The sequence below is a fragment of the Pandoraea sp. NPDC087047 genome, from assembly GCF_044745225.1.
In the GTDB taxonomy this organism is placed as follows: domain Bacteria; phylum Pseudomonadota; class Gammaproteobacteria; order Burkholderiales; family Burkholderiaceae; genus Pandoraea.
The window spans coordinates 127,642-147,443 of sequence record NZ_JBIUZU010000007.1; the positions used below are offsets into that span (position 1 = coordinate 127,642).

At 64.5% G+C, this 19,802-nt stretch carries 15 protein-coding genes; 9 read left to right on the forward strand and 6 right to left on the reverse strand.

The features are described from left to right. The first annotated feature begins 60 nt into the window (after positions 1-60). Positions 61-810: a CerR family C-terminal domain-containing protein gene (locus tag ACIPHM_RS14965; RefSeq protein WP_400329405.1), complete on the forward strand. Its 750-nt coding sequence runs from the start codon at positions 61-63 to the stop codon at positions 808-810. A 101-nt stretch (positions 811-911) separates the two neighbouring features. Here the strand turns inward: ACIPHM_RS14965 and ACIPHM_RS14970 are convergent, their stop codons facing one another. After that, the gene (locus ACIPHM_RS14970) at positions 912-2,369 is read right to left on the reverse strand and encodes an amino acid permease (RefSeq protein WP_400329408.1); all 1,458 of its coding nucleotides are present in this window, start codon (positions 2,367-2,369) and stop codon (positions 912-914) included. A gap of 263 nt (positions 2,370-2,632) precedes the next feature. After that, on the reverse strand, positions 2,633-3,721 hold the full coding sequence (locus tag ACIPHM_RS14975) for a porin (RefSeq protein WP_400329411.1): 1,089 nt from the start codon (positions 3,719-3,721) through the stop codon (positions 2,633-2,635). A 272-nt stretch (positions 3,722-3,993) separates the two neighbouring features. Between ACIPHM_RS14975 and ACIPHM_RS14980 the strand changes: the two genes are divergently transcribed. From ACIPHM_RS14980 to ACIPHM_RS15000, 5 genes are all read left to right on the forward strand, one after another. After that, on the forward strand, positions 3,994-4,467 hold the full coding sequence (locus tag ACIPHM_RS14980) for an Lrp/AsnC family transcriptional regulator (RefSeq protein ID WP_400329414.1): 474 nt from the start codon (positions 3,994-3,996) through the stop codon (positions 4,465-4,467). A 65-nt stretch (positions 4,468-4,532) separates the two neighbouring features. Then, the gene (locus ACIPHM_RS14985) at positions 4,533-5,720 is read left to right on the forward strand and encodes an L-lactate dehydrogenase (RefSeq protein ID WP_400329417.1); all 1,188 of its coding nucleotides are present in this window, start codon (positions 4,533-4,535) and stop codon (positions 5,718-5,720) included. Between the two features lie 476 nt (positions 5,721-6,196). Beyond that, a complete protein-coding gene (atzF, locus tag ACIPHM_RS14990; protein ID WP_400329420.1) occupies positions 6,197-8,053 on the forward strand; it encodes an allophanate hydrolase in 1,857 nt (618 codons plus the stop codon). A gap of 10 nt (positions 8,054-8,063) precedes the next feature. Continuing rightward, positions 8,064-11,669: an urea carboxylase gene (gene uca, locus ACIPHM_RS14995; RefSeq protein ID WP_400329423.1), complete on the forward strand. Its 3,606-nt coding sequence runs from the start codon at positions 8,064-8,066 to the stop codon at positions 11,667-11,669. Positions 11,670-11,713: 44 nt separating this feature from the next. Beyond that, on the forward strand, positions 11,714-12,430 hold the full coding sequence (locus ACIPHM_RS15000) for a GntR family transcriptional regulator (protein WP_400329426.1): 717 nt from the start codon (positions 11,714-11,716) through the stop codon (positions 12,428-12,430). Between the two features lie 119 nt (positions 12,431-12,549). Here ACIPHM_RS15000 and ACIPHM_RS15005 read toward each other — a convergent pair whose 3' ends face one another. Both ACIPHM_RS15005 and ACIPHM_RS15010 read right to left on the reverse strand, forming a co-directional pair. Then, positions 12,550-12,978 carry a hypothetical protein gene (locus tag ACIPHM_RS15005; RefSeq protein WP_400329429.1) on the reverse strand — a complete coding sequence of 143 codons (429 nt, stop codon included), beginning with the start codon at positions 12,976-12,978 and terminating at the stop codon, positions 12,550-12,552. Between the two features lie 119 nt (positions 12,979-13,097). Further along, the gene (locus ACIPHM_RS15010) at positions 13,098-14,048 is read right to left on the reverse strand and encodes a LysR family transcriptional regulator (RefSeq protein ID WP_400329431.1); all 951 of its coding nucleotides are present in this window, start codon (positions 14,046-14,048) and stop codon (positions 13,098-13,100) included. 338 nt (positions 14,049-14,386) lie between these two features. Between ACIPHM_RS15010 and ACIPHM_RS15015 the strand changes: the two genes are divergently transcribed. The 3 genes from ACIPHM_RS15015 to ACIPHM_RS15025 all read left to right on the forward strand — a co-directional run bounded on the left by ACIPHM_RS15015 (position 14,387) and on the right by ACIPHM_RS15025 (position 18,284). Further along, positions 14,387-15,706: an MFS transporter gene (locus ACIPHM_RS15015; RefSeq protein WP_400329434.1), complete on the forward strand. Its 1,320-nt coding sequence runs from the start codon at positions 14,387-14,389 to the stop codon at positions 15,704-15,706. Between the two features lie 113 nt (positions 15,707-15,819). After that, entirely contained in the window at positions 15,820-16,554 is a 735-nt protein-coding gene (locus ACIPHM_RS15020; protein WP_400330009.1) for a substrate-binding domain-containing protein, read from the forward strand. Positions 16,555-16,778: 224 nt separating this feature from the next. Next, positions 16,779-18,284: an amidase gene (locus tag ACIPHM_RS15025; protein WP_400329436.1), complete on the forward strand. Its 1,506-nt coding sequence runs from the start codon at positions 16,779-16,781 to the stop codon at positions 18,282-18,284. Between the two features lie 32 nt (positions 18,285-18,316). Here the strand turns inward: ACIPHM_RS15025 and ACIPHM_RS15030 are convergent, their stop codons facing one another. Next, positions 18,317-18,559, reverse strand: a complete 243-nt coding sequence (locus tag ACIPHM_RS15030; RefSeq protein WP_400329438.1) for a DUF3820 family protein — start codon at positions 18,557-18,559, stop codon at positions 18,317-18,319. A gap of 240 nt (positions 18,560-18,799) precedes the next feature. Then, a complete protein-coding gene (locus ACIPHM_RS15035) occupies positions 18,800-19,768 on the reverse strand; it encodes an ABC transporter substrate-binding protein (RefSeq protein ID WP_400329441.1) in 969 nt (322 codons plus the stop codon). Between the last annotated feature and the right edge of the window lie 34 nt (positions 19,769-19,802).

Sequence of the window (19,802 nt, forward strand, 5' to 3'; positions counted from 1 at the left end):
TTGATCGATTTATGTCAAGTGTTATATTTTTGACGAAAGTTTTGGCAAGTAAGGACATACATGACAGGGACATCACGTGCTGGGCGTGTTCAGAGCGCAGCCGCGCGCCCGCGGCATGCGGTCGACACAGGGTATCAACGAGGCGAGGAAACGCGCGCGCGCATCATCCTCGCCGCGATCAAGTGTTTTGGAGAGTTTGGGTTTGCCGGGGCGTCCACGCGCGACATCGCGAATGAGGCCGGGGTCAACGCGCCTGCGCTCCAGTACTACTTCGACAACAAGGAAGGGGTGTACAAGGCGTGCGCCGAGTACATCGTGAGCCTCGTGCTCGGGCAGATGGGCGAGGCCATCGAGTCGGCCGAGCGCGTGGTGGGCGATCCCGAGGCCACCGACAAGCAGCTCATCGACGCCTTCTGCGAGCTACAGAACCGCAAGGCAGGGTTCATGGAGGAGGCGCCGGAGATCGACGGTTGGCACCTGTTCATGGCGCGCGAGCAGGCGGGGCTCGGCCCTGAAGCGGGCTTCAAGGTGTTTCACGAACGCTTTTCCACCCGTCTCGCGTCCGTGGGTTCTCGCATCGTCACGCGACTCGCAGGCGTGTCGCCCGACGACGAAGCGATGCGTGTGCGTGCTGTGTGCATCAGCACATTGGGCATGGCGTTTCGCGTCATGCGCCGCTCCGTCGACTGTTCGATGGGATGGGGCACCGAGCCGAATCCCGAGCGCAACCGCATGGTGCGCGAAGCGGTGCTGGAGCAGACGCGTTACCTGCTGGAGCGCACCGTGAGGCAACGCAAAGCGGCCAGGTGAGCGAGACAGGCACGCTCAACGAAAGGCAAACGAAGCCAAACGAAGCGGGGGCACCATCGGTGCCCCCGTCTCATTTCAGAAGTGCTGTCGTTGCAGAGCGATCAGGACTGCGCCACGGTGTGCGTTTGCGGCTCGCCGTCGCGCTTGCGATACCAGAGGAAGTAGATGAGCAGCACCGCAGCCACGAACGGCACACCGAAGATCAGCGTCATGCGGAACACGCCGGTGAAGAGCGTGGTGAGCATGATCGCGGCCATGAGCACCGCGCCCAACAGCGTGAGCCACGGAAAGCCCCACATGCGAAACGCCAGTGGCTGGTGATTCTCGCGTCGCCACGCGCGGCGAAAGAAGAAGTGCGTGACGAAGATCATCATCCACGTGAGCATCGCCCCGAACATCGAGATCGCCATCATGAACGTGAACGACGACTCCGGGTACAGGAAGTTCACGAGCGTGGCCAGCGCAATGCCCACCGTCGAGAGCAGCAGCGCCGAGAGCGGCACGCCGCGCTTGTTCACTTCACCGAAGCGCGCAGGCGCGTAACCGGCGCGCGAGAGCGAGAACATCATGCGCGTGGTGATGTAGAGCTGGCTGTTCATCGACGAGAGCGCCGCGATCAGCACCACGAAGTTGATGACCCCTGCCGCGCCCGGAATGTTGATGGCCTGCATCACTTTGACGAACGGACTCTCGTCCTGACCGGCGGCGGTCCACGGCACGATGGCCAGCATCAGCGCGAGCGTGAGCAGATAGAACAGCACGAGGCGCACGACCGTCGAGCGGAAGGCGCGTGTCACCGCGCGCTCCGGATTTTCGGCCTCGCCGGCCGCCACGGCGATCATCTCGATGGACAGGTAGCTGAAGATCGAGATGATCACGGCGACCCACATTCCCCAGAGTCCCTTTGGGAAGAAGCCGCCGTGCGCGGTGTAGTTCGCGAAGCCCGCAGGCGAGTGACCGGCCCCGGCCACCGAGCCCGGCGCGATGAAAACCACGTACGCGCCGATCATGATGAAGATCACGATCGCCGTGATCTTGATGAGCGAGAAGCCGTATTCGATGGCTCCGAACAGATTCACCGACATGGCGTTCACGAGCACGAGCGCCGCGGAGAAGCCCGCGACCCAGTACCAGCCGGGGACCTGCGCAAACCAGTATTTCATGTAGACGGCAATGGCGCTGACCTCGGTGCCGACCGCCAGCACGATGCACGACCAGTAGGCGTAGCGCACCAGAAAGCCTGCCCACGGTCCGATGTAGTGTTCGGCGTAGGCGCCGAAAGAGCCCGAGGTCGGGTGGGCGACCGTCATTTCGGCGAGGCATCCCATGAGCATGAGAGCGATGAGCGCCCCGATCGCGTACGAGACGAGCACGCTCGGCCCCGCGAAGCCGATGGCGAAGCCGCTGCCGAGGAACAGTCCTGTGCCGATGGCGCCGCCAATGGCGATCATCGCCATCTGACTGGCGGTGAGCGAGCGTCGCAGGCCTTGTTCGCGTCGCGTGATGTGGGCGAAGTCGCGAGGCTTGGATTGCGGGGAAGACTGAGGAGAACGCGTCATGACACACCTCTTGGACGCCGCCGCGAGTTGAAACGCGCAAGCGACACCCGCTTGAGTACAGCATTGCTTGTCATTGCCCGCTGACGCACCGGTGGCGTGACGCATCATGGCGATGCCGGCCGCGGCAAAACGCCTGAGCGCCAAACGCCCCAACCCCCAAAACGCGGCGCGAACGAGCCCCGCCGCCCCGGCCGAGGCCGGGGCGGGTCATACGAACGACCAAAGATAAAGCAGGCGTGGCGCGAGCCTGTCGCGCCGTCGGCTTAGAAGATGTGACGGATACCCGTGGCCACACCCACTTGCGTCGAATTACCCGGCAGTTCGACGCGTGCTGCGCCGCTCACCTTGTTGTAATCGACGGTGCCATAGACTTGCGTGCGCTTGGACAGCGCGTACTCGGCGAGTAGCACGTACGTGTAGCGACGGCCCGAACCGGCATCGCCCGCCTGGGCGTTGATGTTCTTGATGTCGTCGAAATACGCTGCGCCGGTAATGGCGAGGTTCGGCATGGCCTGGATGGTCGTGCCGAGGTAGAACGTCATGTCCTTGCGCGGATTGTCGCTCAGGTTGCCCGTCGTGACCGTGTTCGCCGGATCGTTGAGCGTGCTGTCGAGCCAGCCGCTGCGGTCGCGTCCGCCCATGTAGCCGACGAACACTTTGGCGATGGAGACGCTGTAGATACCGCCCAGGCCCCACATCTGCTGCACGCGCTTGGCAGCGTCGCGCGCTTGCTGATACACGCCTGCGACCTGGAACGGACCCATGGCGTACGCGGCGCGAGCGCCCCAGTAGTTGCTGGCGGCCATCGTGCCGGCGGTGTTGCCGAAGCCGTAGGTCGCGCCGACCGAGAGGCCGCCGAACGTACCGGCATAGCTCACGGCGTTATCCACACGACCGCGCGTGATGTTGTACATCCACGAGTTGTTCGCGTAGTTGCCGATCGTGAGCGGGTCGAAGTCGCCGTAGACGTTGAAACCCTCGGTGGCCTGACGGCCGATCTTGATCGTGCCGTACTGATTCTGCAGGCCGACATAGGCATAACGGTCGAACAGACGCGGGCCATTCGCGAGCGTACCGTTCTGCGGGTTGATGCCCGACTCCAACTGGAAGATCGCCTTCATGCCGCCGCCGAGGTCTTCCGCGCCCTTGAAGCCGAAACGGCTGTTGGTCACGGCGCCGTTGGTCACTTGCCACAGGGCGTCGTTATTGGCGTTGGCATTGGTTTGATAGCGCACGCTCTGATCGACGATCCCGTACAGGGTGACGGAGCTTTGGGCGGCGGCGGTGGTGCTGAAGGCGAGGCCGCAAGCGGCCGAGAGAATGGCCAGACTGGCCGGAATTGCAGACTTCATGGGTCTCCTTGATGCGTCTTGTAGACGTTTTATGACTGCTCTTTTAAATGAGCCGCTGCGCTCTCCGATAAGGGAGGTCGCGGGCTTCTTCTCGGCACGACAACTGCAATATCCAGAACGGCACCCACGGCCGAATACCTCCGGCTACTCGACCATAGGCCGAGGGCTATCATATCAATGCAAAAATTGAATTTGCTTGCTATTTCTGGCGAACAACTGGCGGCGCGTCGAAGGATCTGCCAGAATCCGGGAAAACTTGATGGATTCTGCCAATGAACCTCGACCACGCCGATCAGCGTATCCTCAGCCATCTGGAACTCAATGGCCGCATCTCCAACCAGGAGCTGGCAGACGCTGTCGGCTTGTCGCCATCGGCGTGCCTGCGCCGCGTGAAATTGCTAGAGGATCGCGGGGTGATTTCCGGATACCGCTGCATCGTGGACGCACAGCATATCGGTCTGGAGTTCGAAGCGCTAGTGCAAATAACGCTGCGTCCGGACGTCGATCAATGGCATGAAAAGTTTCTGGCGTGCGTGCAGAACTGGCCCGAGGTGGTGACGGCACGGATCGTCACCGGCTCCGCCAATTACATCTTGACGGTAAGAGCGCGTAACCTCGCGCATTATTCCGACTTCATCGTCAACGAGCTGTATCGGGCGCCAGCCGTCATGTCGATTCAATCAAACATTGTGCTAAAGACAATTAAACACACGCAGTCGCTTGTCGACCTCGTCAAGCAGAAATAAAAAATCTAGAACATATTAAATATTATCGAAGTCCAGTAGGGAATTCTTAAAAGAAGAGACGCAGCATGCCAGTCATCACCACCATCGAGGACTTGCGGGTCCTCGCCCAGCGGCGAGTGCCGCGTATGTTCTACGAGTATGTCGATTCCGGGTCCTGGACCGAATCTACGTATCGCGCGAATGCGGCCGATTTCACTGGCATCGAATTCCGTCAGCGGGTTGCCGTGAACATCGAGCATCGCAGCACGCGCACGACAATGCTGGGCGAGCCGGTGGCCATGCCGGTGGCGCTGGCTCCTACGGGCATGACCGGCATGCAGCATGCCGATGGCGAGATTCTCGCCGCGCGGGCGGCCGAAGCGTTCGGCGTGCCGTTCACGCTCTCAACCGTCTCGATCTGTTCCCTCGAAGATGTGGCGGCGCACACCAAGGCGCCGTTCTGGTTTCAGTTGTACGTCATGCGCGATCGCGACTTCATCGAGCGTTTGATCGATCGTGCGAAGGCGGCGGGGTGTTCGGCACTGATGGTCACGATGGATCTGCAAATCAGCGGTCAGCGTCACAAGGACATCAAGAATGGTTTGTCGGCGCCCCCGAAGCTGACGCTGCCGAACATTGCCAACATGATGACCAAGCCGCGCTGGTGCATGGGCATGCTGGGCACGCGTCGTCGCACGTTCGGCAATATCGTGGGGCACGCCAAGGGAGTAGACGACATCGGCTCGCTCGCGGCGTGGTCGGCGGCGCAGTTCGATCCCTGCTTGTCGTGGGATGACGTCGAGTGGATCAAGAAGCGCTGGGGCGGCAAGCTGGTGCTCAAGGGCGTGCTCGATCCGGAGGACGCGCGTGCGGCTCGCGACACGGGGGCCGACGCCATCGTGGTGAGCAACCACGGCGGGCGTCAACTGGACGGCGCGATTTCGACGATTCGCGCGTTGCCGGACATCGTGGCGGCGGTGGGGCGCGACACCGAGGTCTGGCTCGACGGCGGCATTCGCTCGGGGCAGGACGTGATCAAGGCAATGGCGCTGGACGCGAAGGGCACGCTGATCGGACGTCCGTTCCTGTACGGATTGGGCGCAATGGGGGAGGCGGGCGTGCGTCGTTCGCTGGAGGTGATCGCGAAGGAGATGGATGTGACGATGGCTTTGACCGGCCGCACGACCATCGACCGTCTGGATCCCTCGATGCTTATCCCTGGCAGCTACCCGACGGGCATCGGCCCGTATGTCGACGAGCCGGGCAGGCCGTAATCCTCGCCTGCCGAAACAGGAGACGCAGGACAACAAAGCCGCCGCCACCGCGCTGCGGTTTTTTTTGTTTCTGTGGGGGCAATCCGATAAGCGGCGGGGTGTGTGCCACTCGTGCCGGTGCGAGTGGCTGATGTCGCCACTGGCTCAACGGGCGTTCCACGGTGTTTCCGGATCACGGCGCCAAGGAAATGGGAAGTGGTCACGTGGAAGCTATCAAGAATCAGCTCGGGCTGAAATGACCTTGTCCGATCACCTCGGGGGGGCAACCGATTACCAAGGCGAACTATGTTGTCCATGCGCCCCTATCGTGCACGTCGCACCGCAGACCGCACCGCATTCGTGCATCGGGCACATCATCGGCGCTCAAGCGCATGTCCGGTTTTCCGGCGTCAGCCGCGCGCAGTCTGGCATTCCCCCGCGCTGGCACACCCTTTGCATAGGTATTCCCCAAACTTGTACACAAGAGGGAATACCAGATGCCTGCATGGACGATCTCGCAGTGGTTGAGCGCCTACCGTGACGGGGCCACGCCCGCGCAATTGCTTGGCGAGTTGACGGCATCGCTCGTGCCCGGCGACGCCGCATGGATTGCCGTTGTCACGCCGGCCGCGCTGCAAGCACAACTGACGCGACTCGATGCCCGGCTCGACGCTGTCGGCCGAGACATCCGAAAGTTGCCGCTCTACGGCGTTCCCTTTGCGGCCAAAGACAATATCGACGTCGCCGGCTTCGAAACCACAGCGGGTTGCCCCGCATTTGCCTACACGCCCGACGTCAGCGCGACAGTCGTGCAACGTCTGGTCGACGCAGGCGCTGTCGTCATCGGCAAGACCAATCTCGATCAGTTTGCGACGGGTCTCGTTGGCGTGCGCTCGCCCTATGGCATCCCCGTCAACACGTTCGATCCGGCGTACATCAGCGGCGGCTCCAGCTCGGGCTCGGCCAGCGTGGTGGCGCGAGGGATCGTGCCGTTCGCGCTCGGCACGGATACGGCGGGATCGGGACGCGTGCCGGCCGGCCTGAACAATATCGTGGGACTGAAACCCACGCGCGGCGCGCTCAGCAACACCGGCGTGGTGCCCGCGTGCCGAACGCTCGACTGCGTCTCGGTATTCGCGACGACCGCCGCCGACGCCGCCGCGGTGTACGACGTCGCTGCCGCCTTCGATGCGACCGACGGTCTGTCGCGTGAAGCCCCGACCAAAGCGAGTCACTGGCGGGTACCGTCGTCCCCGCGTTTCGCGATTCCCGCAGCGCCCGAATTTTTCGGCGATGCGCAGGCCGAGAAGGCATTCCGATGGGCTATCGCCCAAATCGAAGCGCGCGGCGCGACCTGCGTGCCTATCGATTTTTCGTTGTTCGACGACGTCACCCAACTGCTCTACGACGGCCCCTGGGTGGCCGAACGCTACGCCGCGATTCGCGACTTCGCCAACACGAACGAGGCCGATATCCACCCGGTCGTGCGCGACATCATATTCAAGGCCAAGGCGTTCTCCGCTGCCGACACGTTCGCTGCCCTGTACCGTCTGGCCGACCTGAAGCGCCGCGCCGACGCCGTGCTCGCGCAGTTCGACGCGTTGCTCGTGCCGACCGCCCCCACGCACTACAAAATCGACGCGCTGCTTGCCGACCCAGTGCGCCTGAACAGTCGACTTGGCAAGTACACTAATTTCGTGAACTTGCTGGACTGGAGCGCCTTTTCCGTGCCCGCGAGTCTGCGCGACGACGGCCTGCCGTTCGGCATCACGTTCATTGCCGACGCCTGGCGCGAGCGCGCGCTGACTGAATTCGCAGGCGAGTGGCATCACGCCACTGGCTTGACGAGAGGGGCAACGGGCAAACCGTTGACGCGCGAGGCGAGCGCGTCAACGGCGGCGCGCAATGTCACCTCGGTGATCTCAAATACGATCCGCGTTGCCGTGGTCGGCGCGCACCTGCGAGGCATGCCGCTCAACCATGAACTGACGAGCCGTGGCGCGACCTTCGTCGAGAGCACGACGACCGCTGCCAACTACCGGCTGTTCGCGCTCGCGAACACGTCGCCGCCCAAGCCCGGCTTGCTGCGTGCCGACGCGGGCGCAGCCATTCGCCTCGAATTGTGGGACGTGCCGCTCGACACCTTCGGCTCGTTCGTCGCCGGGGTGCCCGCACCGCTGGGCATCGGTAACGTCACGCTGGCCGATGGCCGCGAGGTCAAGGGATTCATCTGCGAGCCATCCGGCTTGAATCAGGCACGGGACATCACGGACTTCGGCGGCTGGGCCGCCTACATCGCCAGCCTCTCCGATCTCTCCAGCAACACGAGCGCTGCCACGGCGTCCAACGCTTGAAGGACACACCATGTTCGATACCGTTCTGATCGCCAACCGTGGCGAAATCGCCTGTCGTATTGCGCGCACGCTAAAGCGCATGGGCATTCGCAGCGTGGCGGTCTACTCAGACGCCGACCGCAACAGTCGGCACGTCGGTGCGGCCGACATCGCGGTTGCACTCGGCGGCAACACCGCCGCCGAGAGCTACCTCAAGGGCGAGCGCATTCTCGCCGCGGCCAGGCAGACGGGGGCGCAGGCGATCATTCCCGGCTACGGCTTCCTGTCCGAGAACGCTGCGTTCGCGCAGATGTGCGAAGCCGAAGGCATCGCCTTCGTCGGCCCGACCGCAGAGCAGATGGCGCAATTCGGTTTGAAGCACGCGGCACGCGAGCTGGCCGAAGCGGCGGGCGTGCCGCTCACGCCGGGTTCCGGCTTGCTGGCCGATGTCGATGCCGCCCGCGACGCGGCGCGCGCCATCGGCTATCCGGTAATGCTCAAGAGCACCGCTGGCGGTGGCGGCATTGGTCTCACGCGCTGCAACGACGAAGCCGAACTCGTTGCCGCCTTCGAATCGGTGCAGCGACTCGGGCAATCGTTTTTCTCCAATGGCGGCGTGTTTGTGGAGCGCTTCGTGGATCGCGCGCGGCACGTCGAAGTGCAGATTTTCGGTGACGGCCGCGGCAATGTTCTGGCGCTGGGCGAGCGCGACTGTTCGCTGCAACGGCGTAATCAGAAAGTGGTCGAGGAGACGCCAGCGCCGAATCTTCCCAACGCCGTGCGCGAACGTTTGCTGAGCGCTGCCGCGAGCCTGGGCCGCGCCGTCAACTATCGCTCGGCCGGCACCGTCGAATTCATCTACGACCAGGCGCAAGAGGCGTTCTACTTTCTCGAAGTCAATACGCGTCTGCAAGTGGAGCACGCCATCACCGAGTGCGTGACGGGCGTGGATCTTGTGGAGTGGATGATTCGCACGGCAGCGGGTGAGCCGCCAGCGCTGGATCAAGGGGTGACGTCCAGCGGTGCCTCGATCGAAGTTCGCATTTATGCCGAGAATGCGCTGCGCAACTTCGCGCCGAGTCCGGGCACCTTGACCGAAGTTCACTTCCCGGCAGATGTGCGGGTGGATGGCTGGGTCGATACGGGCACCGAAGTGTCGGCGCATTACGACCCGATGCTGGCGAAACTCATCGTGCACGCGCAAGACCGCACCGCCGCCATTGCGAAGATGAAACAGGCGCTCGCGCACACGCGTCTGTCGGGTATCGCGACCAACCTGGACTATCTGCGTCACGTGATCGACAGCGAGGGTTTCGTCGCGGGCGACGTGTCGACGCGCTACCTCGACCATCTCGTCTATCGTGCGCAGGGGGTTGAAGTCGTCGAAGCGGGCACCTACACGACGGTGCAGGACTATCCGGGCCGCGTCGGCTACTGGGATATCGGCGTGCCGCCGTCCGGCCCGATGGACGACTGGGCGTTCCGTCTGGCCAATCGTATCGTGGGCAATGCGCCGGAGGCAGCGGGCATCGAGACAACCGTGCTGGGACCGACGCTGCGCTTTCATTGCGACACCGTCGTCGCGCTCACGGGCGCACCGACCGACGGCGATCTCGACGGCGAGCCGCTCGCTTTCTGGACGCCCATTGCCCTGAAGGCTGGCCAGACGCTTCGCATCGGGCGCGCGACGAGTGGCTGCCGCACCTATCTCGCGGTGCGTCACGGTCTGGACGTGCCCGTCTACCTCGGCAGCCGCTCGACGTTCGCGCTCGGACAATTCGGCGGGCACGCGGGCCGCACGCTTCGCCTGGGCGACGTGCTCCCCATTGCCGACATCACCCTGCCGGCCTGCGCGGACCTCGCGCCTCGCTACGCGCCGTCGCCACTGCCCGCAGCGCTGGTGCCCACGTACGGCAAGACATGGGAGATCGGCGTGCTCTACGGCCCGCACGGCGCGCCGGATTTCTTCACGCCCGAGTCCATCGAGACGTTCTTCGCGAGCGAGTGGGAGGTGCATTACAACTCGAACCGTCTGGGCGTTCGGCTCAGCGGGCCGAAGCCTCAGTGGGCGCGTGCCGATGGCGGCGAGGCCGGCCTGCACCCGTCGAACGTGCACGATTGCGAGTACGCCATCGGCAGCATCAACTTCACCGGCGACATGCCCGTGATTCTGACGCGCGACGGCCCCAGTCTCGGCGGCTTCGTGTGCGCCGCGACCATCGCGCGCGCAGAGTTGTGGAAAGTCGGTCAGGTCAAACCGGGCGACAAGATCCGTTTCCGTGAAATGACGTTCGACGCTGCACTCGTGCTCGAACGCTCGCAGGACGCACTGCTTGCCGACTGGCAGGCGACGACGGCGCCCGCCCCGGCGTTCAGCCCGGAGCGCGGTGCCCCGATCCTGTTCGAAGCCGCCGCGCAGGATACGCATCCCAAGACCGTCTTCCGTCAGGCAGGCGACAAATACATCCTGATCGAGTACGGCGAGAACGTGCTCGATCTGAACCTGCGTTTTCGCGTGCATGCGCTCATGGAGGCGCTGCGCGAGCATCCGGTGGCGGGCGTAGAGGAGCTGTCGCCGGGCGTGCGCTCACTCCAGGTGCGATACGACTCGCGCGTCATCCCGCAGCATGCGCTCGTGCATGCGCTGCGCATCGCCGACGCCTTGCTCGCCGACATTGCGACGATGAAGGTGCCGAGCCGTGTCGTCTATCTGCCGATGGCATTCGAAGATTCGGCCACGCTCGACGCTGTCGCGCGTTACCGTCAATCGGTGCGCGACACCGCCCCCTGGCTGCCGAGCAACACCGAGTTCATGCGGCGCATCAACGGCCTGCCCTCGGTCGGCGACGTGCGCGACGTGCTCTACAACGCGAGCTACATGGTGCTGGGGCTGGGCGACGTCTACCTTGGCGCGCCGTGCGCTGTGCCGGTCGACCCGCGCCACCGCTTGCTCACGTCGAAATACAACCCCGCGCGGACATACACCGCAGAGGGCACGGTCGGCATTGGCGGTGTCTACATGTGCATCTACGGCATGGACTCGCCGGGCGGCTATCAGTTGGTAGGCCGCACGCTGCCGATCTGGAACAAGTTCCTGAAAAACGAAGTGTTCATCGACGGCAAGCCGTGGCTGCTGCGCTTCTTCGATCAGGTGCGCTTCTACCCGGTGAGCGAGCCGGAGCTCGACACACTGCGTAACGATTTTCGCGAGGGACGCAGCGCCGTGCGAATCGAGGAAGAGGTTTTCGATCTGGGCGAATACAATGACTTCCTCGCGCGGATCGAACCCGAACTCGCGGCGTTCCGGAACACTCAGCAACGCGCCTTCGATGCCGAAGTGGCGCGCTGGGCGACGGATGCGGGGGCGGCCGGGGATGCCGATGCGCATGCGGCGCTCGAGCGCGCGCAGGCCATCGATCCGAGCGATGCGACCGTGTCGGCGGATATCACCGGCAGCGTCTGGAAACTGCTGACGTCACCGGGCGCGAACGTCTGCGCGGGCGACCCGTTACTGATCCTCGAAGCGATGAAGATGGAATTCCAGGTCTGCGCACCGCGCGACGGCACCGTGAGGCAGTTTCATTGCCTGCCGGGGATGACGATCAACGCAGGCGAGCCGTTGGTGTCGCTGGAATGAGCGCGCGCATGGTCCCCGAACCGAACCCCACAGTCGAAACGTCAATGACGGATAACCGCTCACCGGCCGGTACGGCCAAAAGCGCGAGCAATCTCGCCGCGCAGATCTACGTGCAACTGAAGACGGATATCTTCGATTTTCGTTTGCTGCCGGGCGACAGGTTCAGCGAAGGCGATATCGCGACGCGCATGCGCGTGAGCCGCACGCCGGTGCGGCAGGCGTTGTTCTGGCTGCAACGCGAGGGGTATGTCGAAGTGCATTTCCGAAGCGGCTGGCAGGTGCGGGCCTTCGACTTCAAGTACTTCGAAGACCTTTACGAGATTCGCGTGATGATGGAGACCACAGCGGTCGCGAAGATCGTGGAAATCGGCGCGCAGTCGCGTCTCGATGCCTTGCGCGAGACGTGGTGCGTGCCACTCAGACAGCAACTGGAGGACGCCGCGACCGTAGCCGCAATGGACGAAGCGTTTCATGCACGGCTCGTCGCCGCCGTCGGCAATCAGGAAATGGCCCGCATGCACGAGGAAGTGACGGAGAAGATCCGCATCATCCGGCGGCTGGATTTCACCAAGAAGCCCCGCGTTGCCGCGACATACAGGGAGCACGCCGCGATCCTCAAGGCGATTGTGGCCGGTGACGCAGCGCTGGCGCAGAAGATGATCGGTGCGCACATCGCCGAGAGTCAGGCCGAGGTCAAACGCATCACGCTGTACATGATGCAGGCCGCACGTGAGCGTTTCGCGGCTCGCGAGGGCGTGTGAGGGTGCGTGAGGGCGCGTGAGGGCGCGTGAGGGTGCGTAAGGCCGCGTGAGTCGGCGCGCTTCAGACGTCTGAAGCGACGGGCCGGGATCGTGTCCCGGCACTCGCCGATGCCGCGTGCTTAGTGATGGTGCTTGCGATGGCCGCGGCGCTTGCCGCGATAGCGGTCGTCGTCGTAAGCGCTCGAGCGCGACATGTTGCCGCCGAGCGCAGCACCGGCACCGCCGCCGAGCGCCGCGCCGATCAGGCCGCCGGAGCGTCCGCCCATCGCATTGCCTGCGGCCGTACCGGCGCCGCCACCCAGTGCACCGCCGATGATCGCGCCCGTGCGCTCACGACGATTCGATGTCATCGCGCCGCCGGCGCCCCCGCCGACCGCACCGCCCAGCACGGCACCGGTGCTGCCGCCGAGCGCGCCGCCGACGGCCGCACCCGCGACACCGCCCAGCGCACCGCCGAGGGCATTGTTCATATCACTGGCCGAAGCCGTCAGGGAAGTCGTTGCTGTGAGGACGGCGATCGCCATCCACGGGAAAATTCGCTTGAGCATGAGTCTTGAGTTCGATTCGGTTTGACGCGACGCAAGTATAAAGACGCCTTGCCGCCCCGCCGTCGACCCAATGTTTCACTTCTCGTAAGACGGGTAACAAAGTGTTTCGGTGCGTGCAATCACGGCGCGTCGGTTATATCCGGCGTCAGCGTGTCGCCGTTCGAACGGCGTCGCGACGGCACCTTCATCTCCGCCACGTAGCGATACAGTTGCGCCGCCGCAGGCGAGAGCGCCCGCGCCTTGCTGCGGATCATGCCCATGCGGCGCGTGACCACCGGATCGACCAGCGGCACGCCCGTGAGCAGCGGATGATCGCCGCCGGGCATCGCCATCGTCGGCACGGCCGCCACGCCCAGACCGGCTTCCACCAGCCCGATCATCGTGGTGACGTGCTGTGTCTCGCAAATGCTCGGCGGGCGCTGCGGCAAGCCGGTCAACGCCTGATCGAGCAGCAGACGGTTGCCCGAGACTTTGCCCACGGTGATGTAGTCGTACTCGTAAAGCTCGCGCCACGTCACCCGTTTCTTGCCCGCGAGCGGATGATCGCGCCGGCACGCCGCGACATAACGCTCCTGCAACAGCAGCTTGAATTCGATGTTCGGTTCCTGACTGCCGATGAAATTCAGCCCGAAATCGGCGTCGCCGTTCACCACGGCGGCCAGCACCTCGTTGGCGCTCGCGTCGAACACCGAGATGCGAATGCGTGGGAACGCCCGGTGATAGCGCGAGATCACCTGCGGCATGAAGTAGTACGCCGCCGAGGGCACACAGGCGATGGTCACATGCCCGAGGCTCGACGACGCCACGTCGCGAATGCCGAGCAGCGCGTTGTCGAGGTCGTCGAGAATGCGCTCGGCGTCGCGAGCAAATGCGCGCCCGACGTTGGTCAGCGCCACGCGCCGCGTGCTGCGCTCGAAGAGCTTGACCCCCAGCGCGTCTTCGAGCTTGTCGATGCGGCGCGATAGGGCGGGTTGCGAGATATGGATCGATTCGGCCGCGCGGCGAAAGCTCGCGAGTTGCGCAACTGCGCGAAAGGCCTGCAAATCGTTCAGATCGAAGTTGATCGCCATGACATGGGGGAGAAAAAAGGGCGTGCAAACGCCGGGCGTTGCCCCGAAACCCTTGACAGCAAAGCGTCTGCAGCATGTATGCAGTGTTTCGGCGCGGGGCAGCCGGGGCGGCGCAGAGTGTACCGTGTTACCACTCGGTAGGCGCATTAGCATCGTACGATTGATAGCGTGTTCGCATCAATCTTTCCAAAACTTGCAATTCACAAGGGGGTAGCGGGGGCGCAACATGGCGGCTTCAAAAAGCGTCCGTGACGGCCCGACACGTCCCTGGCAGAGACGCAATGCGACGATTATTGGTGGCCCGACCCCCCGGGCCGCAGGCAACACGGAGACAGCGCATGTCACAGCGCCCCCAAGACGCGGTAACGCGTACCCACTCGAAAGCCGGCGCCGTTGTGCGCGTTACTGCCGGCAACTTCCTCGAGCAGTTCGATTTCTTCCTGTTCGGTTTCTACGCCACCCAGATTTCCCACGTTTTCTTCCCGACGGACAGCGATTTCGCTTCGCTCATGCTGACCTTCGCCGTGTTCGGCGCGGGCTTCCTGATGCGACCGCTCGGCGCCATCGTGCTGGGCGCCTACATCGATAACGTCGGCCGCCGTAAAGGGCTGGTCACGACGCTGGGCATCATGGCGAGCGGCACGATTCTCATTGCTTTCGTGCCGGGTTATGAAACCATCGGTCTGGCAGCGCCTGTGCTGGTGCTGCTCGGCCGTCTGCTGCAAGGCTTCTCGGCCGGTGCCGAACTGGGCGGCGTGTCCGTGTATCTGGCGGAAATCGCTACGCCGGGCCGCAAGGGCTTCTACACGAGCTGGCAGTCCGCCAGCCAGCAGGTCGCCATCGTCGTGTCGGCGGGGCTGGGCTTCACGCTGTCGCTCACGCTCACCGCGCAACAGATTGCCGCGTGGGGCTGGCGTCTGCCGTTCCTCGTGGGCTGCATGATCGTGCCGGTGATCTTCGCGCTGCGCCGTTCGCTGCAAGAGAGCGACGAATTCAAGCAACGCAAGCGTCACCCGTCGGTGCGTGAAGTGTTCCGTTCGATGGCCGCCAACCTGGGTGTTGTGATCGGCGGCACTATGCTCGTTGCGCTGACCACCACCGCGTTCTACCTGATCACCGTGTATGCGCCGACGTTCGGCAAGAGCGTGTTGCATCTGTCGAGCGCCGACGCGCTGCTCGTCACGCTGTGCGTGGGTGTGTCGAACTTCATCTGGCTGCCGATCGGCGGTGCGTTGTCCGACCGTATCGGCCGCCGTCCCGTGTTGCTGCTCTTCGCGGGTCTCACGCTGGTGAGCGCCTACCCGGTCCTCTCGTTTCTCGTGCAGGCCCCGAGCTTCACGCGCATGCTGGTCGCGCTGCTGTGGTTGTCGTTCCTGTATGGCATGTACAACGGCGCGATGATTCCGGCGTTGACCGAAGTCATGCCGCCGGACGTGCGCGTGGCCGGTTTCTCGCTCGCTTATAGCCTGGCGACGGCGATCTTCGGCGGCTTCACGCCCGCGTTGTCGACGTATCTGATTCACGCCACGGGCGACAAGGCCGCCCCCGGCTACTGGATGAGCTTCGCGGCGCTATGCGCGATCTGCGCGACGCTCGCGCTCTACCGAGGCAGCCGTGGCGGGCAGGGACGCACCCGCGCCACACTCGCCACAGGCTGACACCTCACTGACCTCACAAAAATCATCGAGAGAGAGACAACACCATGAAAGTAATTTCGACGCGACGTCTGCGGGTCGCACTGCGTGCGCTGAGCGCCGGCATCGTTCTCACCATGCTGATGGGCGCCGTGCCCGCCAGCGCGGAAGATCTGCACGTGATGAACTCCGGCGGTTTCACCGCCGCGTACAAGCGGCTGCTGCCCAAGTTCGAAGCGGCGAGCGGCGATCACGTCGACACGGCGTGGGGCCCGTCGATGGGCAAAGCGCCCGAGGCGATCCCCAACCGTCTGGCGCGCGGCGAGTCGGCCGACGTCGTCATCATGGTCGGCTACGCGCTTGACGATCTCATCAAGGCAGGCAAGGTGCGCGCGGACTCGCGCGTCGATCTGGCCGATTCGCGCATCGGTGTCGTGGTGAAGGCGGGTGACGTGGTGCCCGACGTCAGCACGCCGGAAAAGCTCAAGACTGCGCTGCTGGCGGCAAAGTCGGTGGCTTACTCGGATAGCGCGAGCGGCGTGTATGTCGAGCGCGAACTGTTCAAGAGGCTGGGAATTGCCGATCAGATGCACGGCAAGGCGGTGATGGTGCAGAAGACGCCGGTGGCCGAGAAGGTGGCGGCGGGCGACTACGCCCTGGGTCTGCAGCAAGTCAGCGAGTTGCTGCCGGTGAAGGGCATTGCCTACGCGGGCAAGATTCCCGAGTCGCTGCAATCGGTCACGCGCTTTGCCGGTGGTGTGCCGGTGACGGCGCCGCATCCGGAAGAGGCGAAGAAGCTGCTGACGTACATGGCGGCGCCGGCGGCGGCCAGAGACATCGCGTCCACCGGTCTCGATCCGCTGACGCACTGAGTCACCGACCCGCCGATTCATCGAGATACAGACGTACCCAAGCGCATGAAAGCATCGAGGCACGGCGCCGGGCGCACCCGAATCGATGAAGATGTGAACTAACGCTTCTCCCCTGCCGCGGGGGCTGAATTTTCCCTCGGCAGGCTTGGCGGGTTTGACCGACAATGACGTGTCAAACTACGGCGTCGCACTGGACGACGCCACCGCCAAGGAGAGAGACACACATGGCCTCTGTGCGCCCCCAACTGGCCGCCGCTGCCCGCTCGGATGCAACGTCGGAAACGTCCCTGAACGACATCGTCGCGCTCGACGCGCTGGCTTTGTCAGACGCCATTCGCCGCCGTCGCGTGTCCTGCCGCGAGGTCATGCAGGTCTATCTCGCGCACATCGCGCAATACAACCCCGCTGTGAACGCCATCGTGTCGCTGCGTGACGCCGAGACATTGCTTGCCGAGGCCGACGAGCGCGACCGTCAACTGGCGCGGGGCGACTATCTGGGCTGGATGCACGGCATGCCGCACGCGGTGAAGGATCTCGCGGCCTGCGCCGGATTGCCCACGCGCAAGGGATCGCCGTTGACGCTCGACGCGCCCGATACGCAGGACAGCATCAGCGTGGCGCGCATTCGTGCGGCGGGCGCAATCTTCATCGGCAAGACCAACGTCTCCGAATTCGGACTCGGCTCGCACAGCTACAACCCGGTCTTCGGCATCACGCGCAATGCCTACGACACGACGCGTATCGCCGGCGGCAGCAGCGGCGGGGCGGGCAGTGCGCTGGCGCTGCGTATGCTCCCGGTCGCCGACGGCAGCGACATGATGGGCTCGCTGCGCAATCCGGCGGCGTACGGCAACGTCTACGGCTTGCGGCCGTCGCAGGGGCGCGTGCCTTATGGCCCCGCACCGGAAGTCTTCGTTCAGCAACTGAGCACCGAAGGTCCGATGGGACGCTCGGTCGCCGATGTCGCGCAACTCCTCGTCACGCAATCGGGCTACGACGCCCGCAGCCCGCTCTCGCTCGCTCACGACGCCTCACTCGTCGCGGGCGCGCTGCAACGCGATGTGAAGGGGGTGAAGCTGGGCTGGCTGGGTGACTTCGGCGGGTATCTGCCGATGGAAGACGGTGTGATGGCACTGTGCGAGGCGGCGCTTGGCGACTTCGCGGCGATGGGATGCGAGGTCGAGCCGTGCGCCCCCGACTTCTCGCCCGAACGACTCTGGCGGACGTGGCTCACGCTGCGGCACTGGATGGTGAATGGATCGCTGGGCGAGATGTACGCCGATCCGGCGCGGCGCGACAAGCTCAAGCCTGAAGCGCGGTGGGAAGTCGAAGGCGGCGAGACCTTGCGCGCCGCCGATGTGTTCCGTGCGTCCATCGACCGCAGCGAATGGTATCGCTCACTGGCGCGTTTGTTCGAGCGTTACGACTTCCTGCTGTTGCCGTCGGCGCAGGTCTTCCCGTTCGCAGCCGAAACGCATTGGCCGACGTCGGTCGCGGGCCGCCCGATGGATACGTATCACCGCTGGATGGAAGTCGTGATCGGGCCGACGCTGGCGGGACTCCCGGCGATCAGCGTGCCGGTCGGCTTCGATGTTCGCGGGCTGCCGATGGGCTTGCAGATCGTCGGCCGCGCGCAGGCGGATCTCGCCGTGCTGCAACTCGCACACGCGCACGAGCAGCAGACGCAGTGGGTGCGACGCCGTCTGCCGTCGATGCTCGCGCGGCGCTGACGATATCGGAGGCCGTGGCCCTCATCGCCCGGCTATCGCGGACGTGCGGCCTGCGCCCGGGCGCGCAACGGTTTGAGCAATTCGCCCAGCGCGTTGTGATCGATCTCGTGCATGAGCGCGAGCAGACGGCCGATATCGCCCGGCGGGAAGCCTTCGCGGGCGAACCAACTGAGGTAGTTGCCCGGCAGGTCGGCGATCATGGTGCCCTTGTGTTTGCCGTACGGCATGGGCGTGGTTACGAGACGCATCAGCGCGTCGGCATCGAAATCGAGCATGGCGTCAGGGGCTTGGCGCGGCGAGGAGGGCCGGGCAGCACGATGAGGTGCAAAAACGTCACGCTACCACAGGTGGTCGCCGTAATTTCCGATCGCGCCGTGTCGATGGCTCGCCAATGTCCGCAAGTGCCGCGACTACAGCGGAGATGTCAGCAATTGCCAGCCCGCCGCGCCGAATACGACGGCAAGGCATCCGTCGAGCCACCGGCGGACCTGACGCCGTCGAACCGTCAAAAACCGTTAGACCTTGATGGGGAAGCGACGGTCGAACGTTGTTTTGACGTCGAGCGGCTGACGCAGCAACCCGACCTGCGAGTAGAAGTCGGCCGTGCGTTGCTGCTCGGCGACGAGGGCGTCGTCGAGATTGCGCCATTTCGTGGCGCGTCGCGAGAACTGGAGCTTCGCGGCTTCGGGCGGAATGCCGATGATGCGTGCCATCGCTGCCGAGAAGGCATCGACGTGCTGATACGACCAGACCTGCGCGCGCACCACGCGCGACAGAAAGTCGCGCAGCACTTCCTGCTTGGCGGCGATGGCCGCGTCCGTTGCCGCGAGATAGCTCAGCCCCGACCAGAGTCCCCGGCCGTTCACGAGCACGCGGGCGCGTCCGGTCGTCTCGGCCACGGCCGTGTACGGCTCCCATGTGGCCCAGGCGTCGACCGATCCGCTGGCCAGCGCCGTGATGGTGTCCGCGGGCGGCAGGAACCGGAAGTTGACGTCGCTCGGCGAGAGCCCGGCCGCGGTGATCGCCTTGAGTGTGACGAAGTGGCCGATCGAGCCGCGCGTCGTGCCGATGTTTTTGCCCTTGAGCTCGGCGGCGCTGCGCAGTGTGGCGTCGGGACGCACGAGCACGGCGGTGCCGTATGCGTCCGAGCGATTCGCACCGATGATCTTGATCGCTGCGCCTGCGGACAAGGCGAAGATGACCGGCGCGTCGCCAATCGGCCCGCAATCGACCGCGCCCGCGTTGAGTGCCTCGGCCAGCGGCGCGGCGGCGGGGAATTCCGTCCATTGAATGTCGTAGGGCAGTTGCTTGAGTTCGTCGGCGGCTTCGAGCAGCGTGCGCAGCCCGCCCTTCTGGTCGCCCGCCTTGAGCACGGGGCGACCCGATTGCGCGTAGGACACGCCGGGCAGCGCGAGGGTAGTGAGTGCGCCTGCCGCGCTCGAAGTCGTCACGTATTGCAGAAACCGGCGTCGGGAAATCGTCATGGTGAAAGTCGGTGGTGGATCGATGAAGGAGTGA